The following is a 15,632-nucleotide window of genomic DNA, read 5'->3' as shown; positions in this document are numbered from 1 at the left end:
GCCATGTCGCACACAAATCTGATGCGCGCGGCGCCGCAGCGTCGCCTCGGCGGTTGGCAGGTTCTTTCGCTGCTCGTTCTGTTTTTCGGCGTCATCGCCACGGTCGATGGCGTGATGATCTACGCCGCCATCTCCACCTTCCGCGGCGAGGAGGTGAGCCGCGCCTATGAGAGGGGCCTCGCCTATAATCTCGACATCGCCGGCGCCCGCGAGCAGAGCGCGCGCGACTGGAAAGTCGAGGCGACGATTTTGCGCCGCGGCGCCTGGGAGAATCTCGTCTCGGTTACGCTGCGCGACGAAAATGGCGGCCTGTCGGGGCTGAAGCTCATGGCGGAAATCCGCGCGCCGGTCGATGGCCGCAAGGATGTCGCCGTCGATCTCGCGGAGATCGCGCCGGGCCGCTATGAGGCGCCGATCGTCATCGAATCCGGCTTCCGCGATCTCGTGCTGGTCGCGACGCGCGACGGCCATGAAATGTTCCGCTCCAAGAGCCGCATTCGCATCGATTGAGCGCCCCATGACCATGGACGTCGATTTCTCCGCTCTCGCGACGCGCGACCGCAATGGCGCGCTACGCCTGGAGCTGGCGCTGGACGGCATGACCTGCGCCGCCTGCATTTTCGAGATCGAAGCGGCGCTGAAGGCCGTTCCCGATCTCGTCGCGGCGCGCGTGAATTACGCCGATCGCCGCCTCTCGCTGGAATGGACGGCGCCGACATTCGACTTCGCCGCCGTGTCGGAAAGGCTGCGACGCATGGGCTATCGCGCCCGGCCGTTCGAGCGCGAGAGCGGCGAGAGCGCGGAGCGCGAGATCGCGCGGCGCCTGCTGCGCTGTCTCGCCGTCGCCGGCTTCGCGACGGTGAATGTGATGATGCTGTCCGAGGCCGTCTGGCTCGGCGGCGATATGGACGAAGCGACGCGCGACTTCTTCCATGGCGTCTCCGCGCTGATCGCTCTGCCCGCCACGGCTTTCGCCGGCCAGCCCTTCTTTGCCAGCGCCTTCGCCGCGCTGCGCGCGCGGCGGCTCAACATAGACGTGCCGATCTCGCTCGGCGTGCTGCTGTCGCTCGCAATGTCGGTCTATGAGACGCTCACCCACGCGCCGCACGCCTATTTCGATTCGGCGACAATGCTGCTCGCCTTTTTGCTGCTGGCGCGTTATCTCGATTGCGCCATGCGCCGCAAGACGCGCGCCGTCGCCGCCAATCTCGCCGCTCTGCGCGCGCCCGCCGCTTGTCGCATCGCCGCCGATGGCGCGCAAAATTACGTTCCGCTCGCCGCGCTGGCGCCGGGCGATCGCGTGCTGACGCGGCCGGGCGAGCGCATTCCCGCCGATGGCGTCGTTCTTTCCGGCGAGGCGAGCCTCGATGAGAGCCTCGTCACCGGCGAGACGCGCCGCCGCAGCGTTTCTGCGGGCGATACGGTCTATGCCGGCGCGCTGAATTTCGACGGCGCGCTGACGATGCGCGTGCAGGCCGCGGCCGGCGATTCGCTCATCGACGAGATCGAACGCCTGGTGGAGAAGGCGACGGCGGCGCGCTCGCGCTATCTGCGCCTCGCCGATCGCGTCTCGCGCCTCTATGCGCCGCTGGTGCATCTCGCCGCGCTCGGCGCGCTGCTCGCCTGGCTCGCGGCCGGCGCCTCGCTGCATGATGCGCTGGTGACGGCCATCGCCGTGCTGATCGTCACCTGCCCTTGCGCGCTGGCGCTCGCCGCGCCCGCCGTGCAAGTCGCGGCGAGCGGCGCGCTGTTTCGCGCTGGCGTGCTGCTCAATTCCGACGATGCGCTGGAGCGTCTCGCCGAGATCGACACTGTCGTCTTCGACAAGACCGGCACGCTGACGACGCCGGAGCCGCGCATCGTCAATGCGCAGGAGATCGAGCCGACCTTGCTCGAGCTCGCCGCGCGGCTCGCTCATTCGAGCCGTCATCCGCTCGCTCGCGCAGTCGCATGCGAATATCCATATGCCGCGGCGATCGACGGCGCGCGCGAGGAGCAAGGCGCCGGCGTCGTGGCCATGGTCGACGGCGTCGAGGCGAGTCTCGGCGACGCCCGCTTTTGCGGAGTCGAGCGCGACTGCGCAGCGCGCGCGGCGCGTGGGGACGCGTCCGTCATCGCCTTCCGCCACGGCGAGCGCATCGCGGCGCTCGTCGTGCGGCAGCGCTTGCGTTACGACGCGCGCGAGACCATCGAAGCGCTCGTGGATCGCGGCTTGCGCGTCATCATTCTGTCTGGCGATCGCGTGGAGCCGGTGGAGGCTGCGGCGCGCACGCTCGGCGTCGCGGAGTGGCGCGGCGCGATGAAGCCCGCCGATAAGGTGGCGCGTCTCGAGGCGCTGCGCGCGCAGGGGCGCAAAGTGCTGATGATCGGCGATGGGATCAATGACGCGCCGGCGCTCGCCGCAGCGCATGTGTCGCTGTCGCCGATCGACGCGGCAGAGATCGCGCAGGCGGCGGCCGACGCCGTCTTCCTCGGCGAAGGCCTCGCGCCCATTGTGACGACGATCGACGCGGCGCGACGAGCGCGCGCGCTGATGCGCCAGAATCTCGCGCTCTCGCTTCTCTACAACATGATCGCCGCGCCGCTGGCCATGGCGGGATTGCTGACGCCGCTCATCGCCGCCATCGCAATGTCGAGCTCCTCGCTCATCGTCACGCTCAATGCGCTGCGCGCCGGCCGCCGTCGCTCCGACGAGCCGGGAGCCCTGGCGCGCAAGGACCACATGCATCACATAGCCGTAGAGAAGGAGTCGCCCGCATGAATGTCCTTCTCTTTCTCGTTCCGCTCGCTCTGCTGCTCGGCGCGCTCGGTCTCGCGGCTTTCGTCTGGTCGCTGAATGCGGGTCAATATGAGGATCTCGAAGGCGCCGCCGCACGTGCGCTCGCCGACGATGATGTGGAGGATGCGCGAGCATGAGCCTCCAATTCGATCCGCTGCTCGCGCGGCCGAGCGAGACGCTCTGCCTATGCCCACGCATGGGCGAGACCGACGATGCGCCATCGACGCTGCGGCTCGCGCTCGGCTTCGGGCTCGGCGTGCTGGCGCAGGCTTTGGCGCTCTCGCAACTGCCGCAAGCGGCGCTGCTCATCGCGCCGCGCGCGGAGGAGATCGGCTGGCCGCTGGCGCTGATGCTCATCGGCGCGGCGCTCGCCTCCTTTCCGGCGGCGCTGCTCGTCGACGGCTTCGGACGACGCGGCGCCTTCGCGCTCGGAGCGAGCCTCGGCGTCGGCGGCGGGCTGCTCGCCGCCTTCGGCATGACGCACGGACATTTCCCGGCGCTGTGCCTCGGCGCGCTGTGGCTCGGGCTGGCGCAGGGCTTCGGCCTCTTCTATCGCCATATAGCGGCCTCCGCTCAGGGCGGAGTAAGCGTGCTGGCGGGGGGCGCGCTCGCCGCGCTGATGGCGCCGCTCGTGGTTTTTTGCGCAGAGCTCGCGGGAGGCGGAGCGGCGACCTTGCTCTGTGCATCGCTGCTGCAGATTTTCGCGCTCGCTCTGGCGGTGCGCGCGCCGCATGGTTTCGCTGACGCGCCTTCCTCTCCTTCGTCCTTCGAGACGGTCTCTACGAGACCTCCTCAGGATGAAGGAGAGGAATACGCTACAGCTCACGATCGCGATTCGGTCAAAGTCCGATTTGCGCTGCTGACGCTCGCCGGCGCGGCGGCTTGGGCGATCATGGCGGCGGCCATGCTGCGCGGACCATTGTCGCTCGCCCTCTGCGGGGCGGCGCAGAGCTTCGTCGGCGCAGCGATGGCTTGGCATCTGCTCGCAATGTATGGCCCCGCCGCGCTGGCGGCGCGCTGGCCGACGTTCTTTCCCGCGCTGAAGACGCTTTGCGTCGGGCTCATCGCTCTGGCGGGAGCTTTCGCGCTGCTGCGCTTTTCCGCCTCGCCCGCGCTTCTGGCGGGGGGAATGGCGGCGATCGGCGCCGGCTGGTCGCTCGCCAATATCGGCGCGCTGCGGCTGTTGCACGAGAAAGGCCCTCCGCCGCCGGCTGCGCTGGCGCTGCATGACCTCTGCCTGCTCGGCGCGGCGGCTGCGGGCGCGCTGGCCCTTTGACCCGATTTCGCCGCATGCTTTTCGCAAATTGCTGAATTCGGCGTAGACTCCCCTCCGGGACGGGCCTGCGCGGCCGGCGCTCGCGCGCTAAATTGCCCGGCGAGGACGAGAATTATGAGCTTCTGGCGCAAGAAAGAGAGCGACCGCAGCGAGGCTTCGCCCACGCTGGAGGCTCTGGTGCGGCGCTCGCTGGCGGCGCTGGCGCTCGAGCGGCTGGCGCGCGTCGCCGCCGGGCTGGCCACGCTGCTTCTCATTTTCCTTGCGGTCTCCTTCGCCGGCCTCTGGCTCGAGATCGGCGCGAGCGCGCGGGCGCTCGGCGTCGGCGCTTTTGCGCTGGCGGCTCTGTGGATCGTCGGGCGCGGCCTCGTCGCCGGAACGCCGCGGCGGCGCGAAGCTCTGGCGCGTCTCGACGCCTCGCCCGGCGCGGAGCATCGGCCCGCCGCCTCGCTCGAGGACACGCTCGCCGGCGGCGCCGACGATCCGACGACGCGCACGCTCTGGGCGCTGCATCGCGGCCGGCTCGAGCGCAAGCTCGCGGCGATAGAGGTGACGCCGCCGGACCCCGGCCTGCCGCAGCGCGATCCTTTCGCTCTGCGCGCGGCCGCGCTGGTCGCCGCCGTGGCCGCGGCCTTTGTCGCCGGGCCGGATCGCGAGACGCGGCTTCTCTCCGCCTTCGATTGGGAGAGCGGCCCCGCTTCCGCGACGGGGGCGAGGGTCGACGCCTGGTTCGAGCCGCCGGCCTATACGGGCCGGCCGCCGATCGTGGTGCCGCAGCGCGCCGAAGGGCCTTGGGCGCAGATCTCGGCGCCCGTGAATTCGACGCTGGTGCTGCGCAGCCTCGGCGCGCGCGGCGCCGCGACGACGAGCGGCGGGCTCGCGCCGATCGAGGGCGGCAAGCAGAAGCAGGCGAGCGGCGAGGCCGAGGAACGCTTCAAGCTCGCCGGCGACGCCGCTCTGGCGCTGCGCGGCGCCGGGGAGTTCCGCATTCAGGCGATCCCGGATCGCGCGCCGACGATCGAGATCACGCAGCCGCCGCGCAATAATGCGCGCGGCACCATGACGCTCGGCTTTCGCACCGATGATGATTATGGCGTCATCGCCGGCGAGGCGGTCGCCGCTCTGCCCGCCTCGGCGCGGCCGAGCCGCTCGCTCTATCCGCCGCCGCGCCTCGCCCTGCCCGTGCCGCCGACCCGCGGCGGCCTCGGCGAGGCCAAGGCGACGCTCGACTTCTCCGACCACCCCTGGGCCGGCGCGCGCGTGGCGCTGACGCTGGTCGCCCATGACGAGGGCGGCAATGACGGCTTCTCCGCGCCGCTGGACGTCACTCTGCCGGAGCGCCGTTTCGCCAAGCCGCTGGCCCGCGCGCTCGCCGAGCAGCGCCGCAATCTGGCGCTCGACCCCGACCATTCCGCCCGCGTGCTGACGGCGGTGGACGCTCTGTCGCTGGGCTCGGCGCTGTTCGAGACCCCCTCCTCGATCTTCCTGGGGCTGAGCGCCGCCAAGGCGCGGCTGCAAGCGGCGCGCGACGACGCCGATCTGCGCGAGGTCGCCGATCTGCTCTGGGCCATGGCGCTCTCGCTCGAGGAAGGCGACGTCGCGCAGGCCGAGCACGATCTGCGCGCGGCGCAAAAGGAGCTGCGCGAGGCTTTGGAGCGCGGCGCGAGCGAGGAGGAGATCGCAAAGCTGACGCAGGATCTGCGCGCGGCGATGGAAAAATTCCTGAACGGCCTCGGCCAGAAGAACGGCAAGAACGCCGAGCGCTCCGCGCCGCAGCAGGGCGATCAGCGCGTGCTGACGCCGGACGATCTCAATTCCATGCTGAGCGAGATCGAGAAGGCCGAGCGCTCCGGCGATCTCGCCGAGGCGCAGCGCCTGCTCGACGATCTGCAGGATGTGCTGGAAAATCTTCGCCCCGCGCAGGCCGGCCGCTCCGACCCTCGCGCGCGGGAAATGTCGCGCGCGCTGGACGAGCTCGACAAGCTGACGCGCGAGGAGCAGCAATTGCGCGACGAGACCAATCGCGGCCAGCAATCGGGCGGCCAGCAGTCCGGCGGCGAGCCGCGACGCGGCGGCAAGGGCCAATCCTCTTCCTCCGACGATGCGCGCGGACGGCAGAAGGCGTTGCGCGACCGCTTGGAGCATGAGCAGGACCGGCTGCGCCGCGCCGGCGAGGCCTCGCCCGATCTCTCCGACGCCGACAAGGCGATGAAGGAGGCCGAGAAGGCGCTCGGCCCCGGCGGCGAGGGAACCGGCCGCGCCGTGGACGCCCAGGGCCGCGCGCTGCAGGCGCTGCGCCGCGGGGCCGACCAGCTCGCCTCCCGCATGCAGGGCGAGGGGGAAGAAGGCGAGGGCCAGAACGGCCGCACGGGCCGCCGCGCCGGAATGCGCCCCGGCGAGGGCGCCGATCCGCTCGGCCGCCCGACCGGCCGCCAACGCGGCCAGGAGGCCGGCGCCCATTACGATCCGCTCGGCCTGCCGCCGGCCGTGCGCGCCCGCCGCGTGCAGGAGGAACTGCGCCGCCGTCTCGGCCAGCCGGAGCGCCCGGCCGAGGAGCTGGATTATTTCGAGAGGTTGTTGCGGCGGTGAGGGGGGTGCGCTGTGGTGGGCCGTCACGCCGCTGACGCACACGACGAGTCGTACACGATCCAGTCGAACTGAGCGCGAACGCCCGTTCAGTCGTCCTCCCCCGCACGGAGCGAGGCGGCGGCGTCAACGGCGCCTCTGCGTATCGACTTGGCGATTTGCTCCGCCAGCCGATTGCTCTTCATAGAACGCACCAGCGTCAATCCGCCGATCAAAATGCCGAGCATCGACCAGGCGCGAGAGAGTCGCTGCTCCTCGTCTCCGCCCGGCAAGCCGTCGGCGACGAGGCCTGCGATCTTTTTCATTTTCGTTTCGAAAAGGGCTTTGACGTCCGGTCCCGATCGCGCGACCTCGGGCGAAAGGGTCGTCATCGCGCAGCCGCATGCGAGATCGTCACGATGGGCCTTGCCGAGATAATAATCGGCGAAGGCTCGCACCCAGTCGGCGCCGTGCTCGCTCTGATACTGCGGAATGGCTCCGATCACCTCGTCGAGTCCCTGTTCCAGCGCATCGCGAAATGCGCCGTCCTTCGAGCCGAAATGGGCGTAAAAGGCTCCCGACGTGACGCCCGCCGCCTTGGCGATGGCGTCGACGCCGACCCCCGCGTACCCATGGCTGCGGAAGCTCCGACTCGCCGCATCGCGCATGCGCTCGCGGGTCTGCTCCTTCTTCGTAGACATCCGCCCTCGATGGCTTTTTATCACGATCGCTATATTTCTCGTTGACAAGATAGCGATCGTTATCCTATGTCTGATATACCGATCGTTATATTTATAGAGCAGCCGGGGCGCAATGCCCCGACCGCCGATCGCCATTTGCGGAATGGCCACGGCGTTCCAGCCGCACCAATCAGGAGAAAAATCTCATGCTCGAGAAAATCCGATTCCGATCGGCCGTCGCGGCTGTGATCGCGCTGACCGCCGCGTCAGGAGCCCAGGCAGGAAAAGCCCAGGCAGGAAACCAAGCCTGCATGACGATCGGCGGCGTAGCGATACCGAATTTTTTTGCAGAAGGAGACAATTCGATGATCATTTCCGCCGCGCTGACCGGGAGCGTGAACACGGCGGCTGGAAAGATCATCGCGCAACGACAAACCCCGACCGGTCTCGAAATGGATATGGAGCATTATTTCGGTCGAGACGACGGCGGCGCCTTTCAGACCAAGGATCTGGCAGTTCTTACCGCCGTGCCGGGAAAACCCGGTCGGTTCATGATCGAGATTTCCTACCACATTCAGGAAAATGTGACCCGTGGGACGTTGAAGGGCTACAAAGGGCAGTTCAACAGTTACGGGCTCGTCGACTTGCGTGATCCAGAAAATTTGGTCGGCCTCGTCCGCTATGCCGGCGAGATCTGCAAATAGGGCGTTTCAAAAAAAGCGCCGCCGGGCGACGCTTTGCGGCCCGGCGGGTTCTGTTGCAGCGAACTGATCGACTCCATGCGCTCCACGCGCGCAAAAAGTCGAATGTCCCCGTTCGCATCAGAGGTGAGAAGTCGAAATGAGGCTTTCGCACGCATCCGAGATCGCGATCACGAAAATCGAGGCGGACATCAAGAGACGCTTGTTCCTAGGAGGGATGCTGGGCGCCGCCTTTGCGTTTTCCACCAAGCCGCTGAGCGCGCAAATGAAAACGCTCAGCGATACGATCGTCTCTTCGGACGGGATCAGCCGCACGACTCTCGAACGCTATGAAAACAGCGCGGGGGAAGAGTTTCGCTTGGTCCTCACCAGCTATCCTGCGGGCGTGGGATTACCCGCTCACCACCATCCCTCGGTCGCCCACAACTACATACTGGAGGGCGTAGCGGAATCGCAGTACGCGGGCGAGGAGCCGAGGAGGTTTGCGGCAGGGGAGAGCTATCAGGACAAGGCCGAGGTTCCGCACATGATTTTCCGAAATCCAGACGCCTCTTCACCACTGAAATATCTGATCGCCTACACGGTCAAAAAGGGCCAGCCCTTTCTCATCATTCCGTGACATGCGAGATCGAAGCGGGAACGGACCGACACCGAGCCGAAATCCCCCGGCGCGCCCCGCCTCGCGCTCCCCGCTTGCCCATCGCCCCCCGCTCCATTAGTCATTGAACCGTAACAGAGCGAGCGCCTCTGGGAGGAGCGGCCCCCATGATGTCCAGCTGGTCCAACATCGCCGTCATGGGCGCGGTCGCCGTCGTCGCCATTGTCGTGCTGCTCGGCCTCGGCAATGTGCTGCGCGGCGGCGACGGCAATCTCTCGCAAAAGCTCATGCGCTGGCGCGTGGGCTTGCAATTTTGCGCTCTGCTGCTGATCCTGGCGATCCTCGCCTTTCGTCACTAGAGCAAGAGCCGCCTAACATGGTCCGCCTCGACAAGATCTACACGCGCGGCGGGGACGCCGGCGCCACTTCCCTGGTCGGCGGCGAGCGTCGCCGCAAGGACGATCTGCGCGTCGAAGCCTATGGCGCGGTGGACGAGACCAATGCGGCCATCGGCCTCGCGCGGCTCGCCACGGGCGAGGACGCCGCGCTCGACGCCATGCTGGAGCGCATACAGAGCGATCTCTTCGACCTCGGCGCGGAGCTGGCGACGCCGCTGAAGCCGGGTGAGGCGGCGTCGGAGAACAGCCTCGCGATCGTGCAATCGCAGGTCGATCGGCTGGAGCGCGAGATCGACGAGCTGAACGCGACCCTCGCGCCGCTCAAATCCTTCGTGCTGCCGGGCGGAACGGCGGCGGCCGCGCATCTCCATCTCGCCCGCACGGTGAGCCGCCGCGCCGAGCGCATAATGGTGGCGCTCGCCAACGCCCCGGAGGAGGCCGTCGGCGCCACGGCGCTGCGCTATGTCAATCGCCTCTCGGATTTCCTCTTCGTCGCCGCGCGCTATGCGAACAAGGACAGGGGCGACGTGCTGTGGACGCCGGGCGCGACGCGCTGAGACGACCGCCATGCCCGCGCCGCTCCCAGTCGTTCTCAGCGCTTATGATCCGCGCTGGCCTCAGCTCGCCGCCGCGCATGCGGAGCGGCTGAAGACTCTCGGCCCGCTGGTCGAGGCCATTCATCATATCGGCTCGACCTCCGTGCCGGGCCTCACAGCCAAGTGGTGAGCGATCTCGCCGAGCTCGATGCGCGGCGGAGCGAGGTGGAGGCGCTCGGCTATGAATGGCACGGCGACTACGGAATAGAAGGTCGGCGCTTCTGCACCTGCTCGGACGCCGCCGGTGGGCGCCTCGCCAATGTGCATTTCTTCGCGGCGAATTCGCCGGGAGTGGCGCGCCACCTCGCCTTTCGCGATTATTTGCGCGCGCATCCAGAGGCGGCGCGCGCCTATGAGCGGGAGAAGCGCCGCGCCCGCGCGCTGCACCCGGACAATTCGCACGATTATACCGATGAGAAGGCCGCCTTTGTGAAGGCGATGGAAAGCGAAGCGCTCGCATGGCGCGAGAGGAATCGGCGCGAACGGACCGAGCCGCTCGCGGAGTGAGGCGCCTCAGCGCTTGCCGTCGATCCAGCTCGCGAGCTTCAGATCGGTCAGCGCGCCGATCTCCGTCACCAGCGCGCCACTGGGGGCGACGAAGGCGGTGAAGGGCAGCTCGCCCTCCCAATGGCGATCGGCCTCGAAATAGAGCCGCTCGACAAAACGATCGGCGAAAGCGAAATTGACGGCCTGCTTCAGCCCCGCCTTCTCCATGCGGGCCAAGGCGCGGCGCCGGTCGCTCTCGGGATCGGCGTTGACGAAGACGAAATCGACACCCGGCGTCTCGCGGGCGAGCTTGCCCCATTCGGCGAGCTCCGAAACGCAGATGACGCAGGTCACAGACCAGAAATGCACGATGAGCGGACGGCCGACGTGAGCCTTGCGGATGGCCTCGAAAGAGCCGCGCGCGTAAGGCGCGACCTCCTGGGCGCGCGTCTCCTGCGCCTGCGCGGCCTGCGGCCATGCGAATTGCGCCAGGGCGCAGGCGGCGACGCCGGCCGCGGCCAATAGCGCATTTCTCATCGTCGGCCGCATCTTCCACGTCTCCTTCTCGCGCCCCTCCTTATTACCCTTAGCGGAAATCCGGCGTGGAGGCGAGCGGCGCCCGGCGGGCGGAAAAGAGGCCGGAAGATTTGCGCCTGTCGCATTGTGTTGTTAAGGCTGGGACCCGCGGCGCGGGGGCGCGCCGACCAACCGATCCCGCCCATGTCCGACACAGCCGACATCTCGACCGACGCGGCCGCGCGCAAAGCCTCGGCCGCCAAAGCCTCCATCGCCGCCAGCGCCGTGCTGACGGTCGCCAAGCTCGCGGCCGGCCTCGCCTCCGGCTCGCTGGCGCTGATCTCGGAGGCCGGTCATTCGGCCGCCGACGTCGCCGCCACAGTGCTGACCTATGTCGCCGTGCGCCAGGCCGAGAAGCCGGCGGACGAGAAGCATCATTATGGCCATGGCAAGGTCGAATCGCTCGCCGCGCTGATCGAGACCGGGCTGCTCTTCGGCCTCGCGCTGGTCGTCGCCGGCCAGGCCGCGCAGCGGCTCGGCGACACGGATGTCGAAATCGACGCCGGCTGGCCCGTCTTCGCCGTGCTGTTTCTCTCCATCGTCGTGGATTTCGCGCGCGCGCGGCGGCTCGGCGCCGTCGCCGAGGAGACGCAGAGCGACGCGCTGGCCGCCGATGCGCTGCATTTCACCAGCGATCTCGTCTCCTCGGCGCTGGTCATCGTCGGCCTCGCGGCCACGCGCGCCGGCTTTGCGCAGGGCGACGCGCTCGCGGCTTTCGGCGTCGCGGTCTTCATCGCCATCGCCGGCTATAGGCTCGGCCGCCGCACTGTGGCGACGCTGCTCGACGCCGCGCCGCAGGAGCTGGTGCCGCAGATACAAGATATTCTGCGCGCGACCCCCGGCGTCATAGCGGTGGAGAGCCTGCGCCTGCGCACAGCCGGCCCCATGGTGATGGGCGAGGCCGTCATCGGCGTCGCGCGGACGCTGCCGCTGGAGCGCGCCGCGCGCATAAAGGAAGACGCCAACGCCGCCATCATCCATGCGGTCCCCGGCGCGCAGATCACCCTCGCCACGCGCCCCATCGCGCTCGACGACGAGACCGTGCTCGAGCGCATTCTGCTGGTCGCCGCCCGGCGTCGCATACAGGTGCATCATATCATCGCGCAGACGGTGGGCGAGCGCCTCTCGATCACGCTGGATCTCGAGCTCGACGGCGGCATGTCGCATGGGCGCGCGCATCAGATCGCCTCGGACCTCGAGCAGGCGATCCGCGAGGAGTTCGGCGAGGCGATCGAGATCGACACGCATATAGAGCCTTCCGAGCCGCATCTGCTCGCCGGCCAGGACGCCGAGCCGCAGACGCGCCGCGCCATCGCCGATGCGCTCGCGCGTCACGCCGCGCGGGGCGGAAAAGTGGTGAATGTCCACGACGTTCGCGCGCGCGAGACGGCCGAAGGGCTCGTCGTCAATTACCACTGCTGCGTCGATCCGCAGCTCTCGGTCGACGCCACGCACGCCGCCGTCGACGAGGTGGAGCGGGCGATGCGCGGCGAATTTCCGAACATCCTTCGAATTGCGGGACATGCGGAAATAAACGACCATTCTTGAGCGCGTCGGAGCGCTCCGCGCCCAGCGTCCATATTGTCTTTTGAACGGAATGCAGCTATCCGTAGCCGGGAATAATGGAATAGTTTTTTCGAGGCCCGCGATCATGTCGAACGTCACCGGCAAAGCCTATGGAATGAACGTCATTACACCGATGAAACCCTGGCGGACATGGTTCAATCGCTTCAGCTTCATGATCTCGCGGTCGATCCCTTCCTCCCTAGGCGGCCTTCTCGGACTCCGCTTCATCCATTTCGCGCGCTGGGCCATCATCAAGCGCGACCAATGGCCCGATCTCGGCCAGGGCAAGCAGCAGATCTCCAATGACTATCTGCTGTTCTGCAGCAATTTCAACGGCACCTGGGACCAATATATCGACGCCTTCGCCGACGGCCTGCCCAACGGCCTCGATCTGCTCTGGTTCACGAGCACGAAATATCCGCATTCCGTGCCGATCACGCCGTTCAAGAATTACATTCGCGCCAATCAGATCGACACGAATTACTATTACAATTCCGTTCCCGGCGCCGCGCAGCGCGATGTGACGGCCGCCCTGCGCGTGCGCGAGGCGTTGCTGAAGCTCGAGGCGAATCTGCAGGGCTCGACGCCGGAGCAGTTCCGCGCGCTCTTCGTCCGCTATCTCAGCACGGTGCAGAACGACCTCGGCTATGAAGGTCGCGCGCCGGTCGCCAGCAATGATACGGAAAACGCCGAGATCAATCGCGAGGACTATCTGCACTTCGCCGGCGAGCTGGCGACGAGCGCCCGCTGACGCATCCGTCCGCAAGACAGAATTCACGTTTTCAAAGAGGCCGTCATGCCGACCTTCGATAGCGGAGCCTATTTCCTCACGACGCTCATTCCCGTCAGCACGACGACGATCGTCGAGGATGGCGTCCCGACCTCGCCCGTGCACGCGCTGCGCAAGCATTTGTCGCTGATGCCGCGCGGCGAGAGGAGCCCTTTCGCGACCAACACGACCAATCATTTCGCGCGTCTCGTCGTCATCGACGACGTCGCCTATAATGGTCGCGAGCAGCCCAACACGCTACTGGTCGCGGCCAGCCCCGAGCTGCCCATCGACCAGAAATACAAGGACATGCTCAATCCGGTGGTCTCGCAGCCGCAGGATCACCTCTCTTGTCCCTTCCTCTTCTTCTCCGCCGATTTCGACTCCAAGACCGGCTCGGACGCCGAGCGCGACGCCTATCTTCGCGATCTGTGGACGCAATCGGAAGCCGAGCTGCGAAAAGTCTTCAAATATTGCCTCGGCTTCGAGGCGCGCGTGCGCGATGCGGCGAGCTTCGCCAAATATGTCGCCGACTGCCAGATCGAGACGACCATGCCCTTCCATGATTATTGGGCGCATGGCGTGCCGGCGGACAAGCTGCCGAACGTGTCGCTGAAGACGGTGGGCCTCGGGGGTCTGGCGATTTTCGCGGTCGCCGCGGCGCTGGTCTATTTCTGGCTGCTGCCGCATTTCCTGCACGGCTTCATCGGCGCGCTGCTGGCGATCGCCTCCGGCGTCGGCGTCGCGGGCCTCGCGATCTATCTCTACATTCTCGACTTCGGCAAAAAGCCCTTCCCCGCGGCGCCCGACTCCACTTTGCCGGATGTGCTGAAGGCGCTCTATCTGCGTCGCGAGTTCACGCGCTTCGCCATCGATCAGCAATTCGACGCCGCCGGCTCGGATCCGGCTTCGGCGCAGCGCCTCTATGACGCTTTCAAAGCTTTCATCGACGCCAACAAGCCGGGCGATGTCGAAGGACCGACGCAAAAGCCGGGCGCAATCGGAATCTAGGGGCGGAAAATGTCAGTCGTTCTCGACCTCGCGGATATTCAGGGCAATATTCTCGAAGCCTATCCCAAGCAGGGCTATTTCAAAGGCCGCACAATTCTGCTGAACATCGGCGGCGACTCGAAGACGAGCCGCGCCGCCAATGGCCGCCATTTCGTGACGAGGCTGCTGCCGCGCGTCACCACGGCACTTGCGGGCGCGAGCGTCGGCGATGCGGTTCAGCCGCCGGCGATCGCCGTCAATATCGCCTTCACCTTCTACGGCCTGCTCATGCTCGGCGTGCCGACGCGCACGCTGCGCGGCCTGCCCGACGAGTTCATCGACGGCATGGCCGCCCGCGCGCGCATGCTAGGCGATGATTTCAGCGGCGACCATTGGCAAGAGAAATGGGACACTGTCTGGCAGAACAAGGGCAAGCCGCCGGAGGCCGCGGTCCATATTCTCATCGTGCTCAATCAGCATTATACGGCGAGCGCCGCCGATCTCGACGCGACGACGGAGGCGATCGTCGCCCTCGCCGCGGAGAATGGCGTGAGCGTGCTCGCCGGCCATAATCCGCCCGGCAAGGAGCAGACGGCCTATCAGGATATTTCGGCGCTCTTCGACGCCAATGGCAGACCGACGCCCAAGGAGCATTTCGGCTTCTCCGACGGCATCAGCGATCCTGTTTTCGAGGGGCAATTTCCCGCCGACAGGCTGCAGAGCGCCGCGATCGGCCAAGGCGCCGTCGATGGCAATGGCGTGTGGCGCGCGCTGGCGGCGGGCGAGTTCCTGCTCGGCTATCCCGACGAGGCGCAGGAGATTCCCGGCGCCGCCATGCCGCTGGCCTTCAGCCGCAACGGCACCTTCATGGCCTATCGCAAGCTGCATGAGAATGTCGGCGCATGGAACAAGTTCATCGGCGAGCAGGCGGAGAAATTCGCCGCCTTCCGCGGCGTTCCGGTGGATGTGGCGCGCGAGACTCTGCTCGCCAAAATGGCCGGCCGCTGGTCGGACGGCGTGCCGCTGATGAAGGCGAAAGACTACGCCGAATGGCAGGCCTTCAACGAGAAGTTTCCGGAAGGCTCGCCGGAGCGCGAGCGCGAGCTCGTCGACTTCACCTATCGCAAGGATATCGACGGCGAGCAATGTCCGATGACATCGCATACGCGCCGCGTGAACACGCGCGACGCGCTCGACCCATGGGTGCAGACGGACCCGAAGCAGGCGTCGGGCTCTGTGCTCAATAATCGCCGTCGCATCCTGCGCCGCGGCCTGCCCTATGGCTCCTCCGGCCCGGAAGCGACGGATGATGGCGATCACGGCATTGTGATGCTGGTCGTCTGCTCGAGCCTCGCCCGCCAGTTCGAATTCGTGCAGCAGCAATGGATTCATTATGGCCTCGACGCCAATGCGGGCAATGACACTTGCCCCATCGTCGGCAATCATTCGCAGGGCGACGCCCGCAACGGCCCCAAGGCGAAATTCGTGGTGCCGTCCGAGCAGGACTCGGGCAAGCCGCCTTATATCGCCGAGGGTCTGCCGCAATTCGTGGAGACGCGCGGCGGCGAATATTTCTTCGTGCCGAGCCTCACCGCTCTGCGCATGATCGGCATGGGCACGGTCGATCCGACCTGAGGACCGCAGCGGGAAAAAGA

15 protein-coding genes and 1 pseudogene are annotated in these 15,632 nt (G+C 67.1%); 14 read left to right on the top strand and 2 right to left on the bottom strand.

Annotated elements, in window-relative coordinates; genetic code table 11:
- Positions 1-3: 3 nt before the first annotated feature.
- From METLW3_RS0103275 to METLW3_RS0103255, 5 genes are all read left to right on the top strand, one after another.
- On the top strand, positions 4-510 hold the full coding sequence (locus METLW3_RS0103275) for a FixH family protein (RefSeq protein WP_024878572.1): 507 nt from the start codon (positions 4-6) through the stop codon (positions 508-510).
- 7 nt (positions 511-517) lie between these two features.
- Positions 518-2,761: a heavy metal translocating P-type ATPase gene (locus METLW3_RS0103270; RefSeq protein ID WP_024878571.1), complete on the top strand. Its 2,244-nt coding sequence runs from the start codon at positions 518-520 to the stop codon at positions 2,759-2,761.
- The gene (gene ccoS / locus METLW3_RS0103265; RefSeq protein WP_024878570.1) at positions 2,758-2,916 is read left to right on the top strand and encodes a cbb3-type cytochrome oxidase assembly protein CcoS; all 159 of its coding nucleotides are present in this window, start codon (positions 2,758-2,760) and stop codon (positions 2,914-2,916) included. Before METLW3_RS0103270 ends, ccoS begins: the two co-directional genes overlap by 4 nt.
- The gene (locus METLW3_RS0103260) at positions 2,913-4,055 is read left to right on the top strand and encodes a hypothetical protein (RefSeq protein WP_024878569.1); all 1,143 of its coding nucleotides are present in this window, start codon (positions 2,913-2,915) and stop codon (positions 4,053-4,055) included. The genes ccoS and METLW3_RS0103260 overlap by 4 nt, the downstream gene beginning before the upstream one ends.
- Before the next feature lie 114 nt (positions 4,056-4,169).
- Positions 4,170-6,641, top strand: coding sequence for a TIGR02302 family protein (locus METLW3_RS0103255; RefSeq protein WP_024878568.1), 2,472 nt, complete (start codon positions 4,170-4,172; stop codon positions 6,639-6,641).
- 86 nt (positions 6,642-6,727) lie between these two features.
- Here the strand turns inward: METLW3_RS0103255 and METLW3_RS0103250 are convergent, their stop codons facing one another.
- Positions 6,728-7,318 carry a TetR/AcrR family transcriptional regulator gene (locus METLW3_RS0103250; RefSeq protein ID WP_024878567.1) on the bottom strand — a complete coding sequence of 197 codons (591 nt, stop codon included), beginning with the start codon at positions 7,316-7,318 and terminating at the stop codon, positions 6,728-6,730.
- A 185-nt stretch (positions 7,319-7,503) separates the two neighbouring features.
- Between METLW3_RS0103250 and METLW3_RS28050 the strand changes: the two genes are divergently transcribed.
- The 5 genes and pseudogenes from METLW3_RS28050 to METLW3_RS25025 all read left to right on the top strand — a co-directional run bounded on the left by METLW3_RS28050 (position 7,504) and on the right by METLW3_RS25025 (position 10,023).
- Positions 7,504-8,001 (top strand): hypothetical protein, encoded by a 498-nt coding sequence (locus METLW3_RS28050; RefSeq protein WP_134187957.1) that lies wholly within the window; start codon positions 7,504-7,506, stop codon positions 7,999-8,001.
- A 136-nt stretch (positions 8,002-8,137) separates the two neighbouring features.
- Positions 8,138-8,617: a cupin domain-containing protein gene (locus METLW3_RS25030; RefSeq protein WP_024878564.1), complete on the top strand. Its 480-nt coding sequence runs from the start codon at positions 8,138-8,140 to the stop codon at positions 8,615-8,617.
- 146 nt (positions 8,618-8,763) lie between these two features.
- Entirely contained in the window at positions 8,764-8,955 is a 192-nt protein-coding gene (locus METLW3_RS0103230) for a twin transmembrane helix small protein (protein WP_018266862.1), read from the top strand.
- Positions 8,956-8,972: 17 nt separating this feature from the next.
- Positions 8,973-9,551 (top strand): cob(I)yrinic acid a,c-diamide adenosyltransferase, encoded by a 579-nt coding sequence (locus METLW3_RS0103225; protein WP_024878562.1) that lies wholly within the window; start codon positions 8,973-8,975, stop codon positions 9,549-9,551.
- Positions 9,457-10,023, top strand: a pseudogene (locus METLW3_RS25025) (GrpB family protein). Before METLW3_RS0103225 ends, METLW3_RS25025 begins: the two are co-directional and overlap by 95 nt.
- A gap of 80 nt (positions 10,024-10,103) precedes the next feature.
- Here METLW3_RS25025 and METLW3_RS0103215 read toward each other — a convergent pair.
- Positions 10,104-10,625, bottom strand: coding sequence for a thiol-disulfide isomerase (locus tag METLW3_RS0103215; protein WP_245267217.1), 522 nt, complete (start codon positions 10,623-10,625; stop codon positions 10,104-10,106).
- Positions 10,626-10,796: 171 nt separating this feature from the next.
- On the opposite strand from METLW3_RS0103215, the gene METLW3_RS0103210 reads away from it, so the two are divergent.
- The 4 genes from METLW3_RS0103210 to METLW3_RS0103195 all read left to right on the top strand — a co-directional run bounded on the left by METLW3_RS0103210 (position 10,797) and on the right by METLW3_RS0103195 (position 15,612).
- Complete coding sequence (locus tag METLW3_RS0103210) at positions 10,797-12,200, top strand: cation diffusion facilitator family transporter (RefSeq protein WP_024878560.1); 1,404 nt, start codon at positions 10,797-10,799, stop codon at positions 12,198-12,200.
- A gap of 103 nt (positions 12,201-12,303) precedes the next feature.
- Complete coding sequence (locus tag METLW3_RS0103205; protein ID WP_024878559.1) at positions 12,304-12,969, top strand: hypothetical protein; 666 nt, start codon at positions 12,304-12,306, stop codon at positions 12,967-12,969.
- Between the two features lie 45 nt (positions 12,970-13,014).
- A complete protein-coding gene (locus tag METLW3_RS0103200) occupies positions 13,015-13,998 on the top strand; it encodes a hypothetical protein (protein WP_024878558.1) in 984 nt (327 codons plus the stop codon).
- Between the two features lie 9 nt (positions 13,999-14,007).
- Positions 14,008-15,612 (top strand): hypothetical protein, encoded by a 1,605-nt coding sequence (locus METLW3_RS0103195; RefSeq protein WP_024878557.1) that lies wholly within the window; start codon positions 14,008-14,010, stop codon positions 15,610-15,612.
- The last annotated feature ends 20 nt before the right edge of the window (positions 15,613-15,632 follow it).

The organism is Methylosinus sp. LW3, from assembly GCF_000527115.1.
Taxonomy (GTDB): Bacteria; Pseudomonadota; Alphaproteobacteria; order Rhizobiales; family Beijerinckiaceae; genus Methylosinus.
The sequence above is the reverse complement of the archived record's forward strand: the minus strand, read 5'-3'. Positions and strand labels throughout refer to the sequence as shown.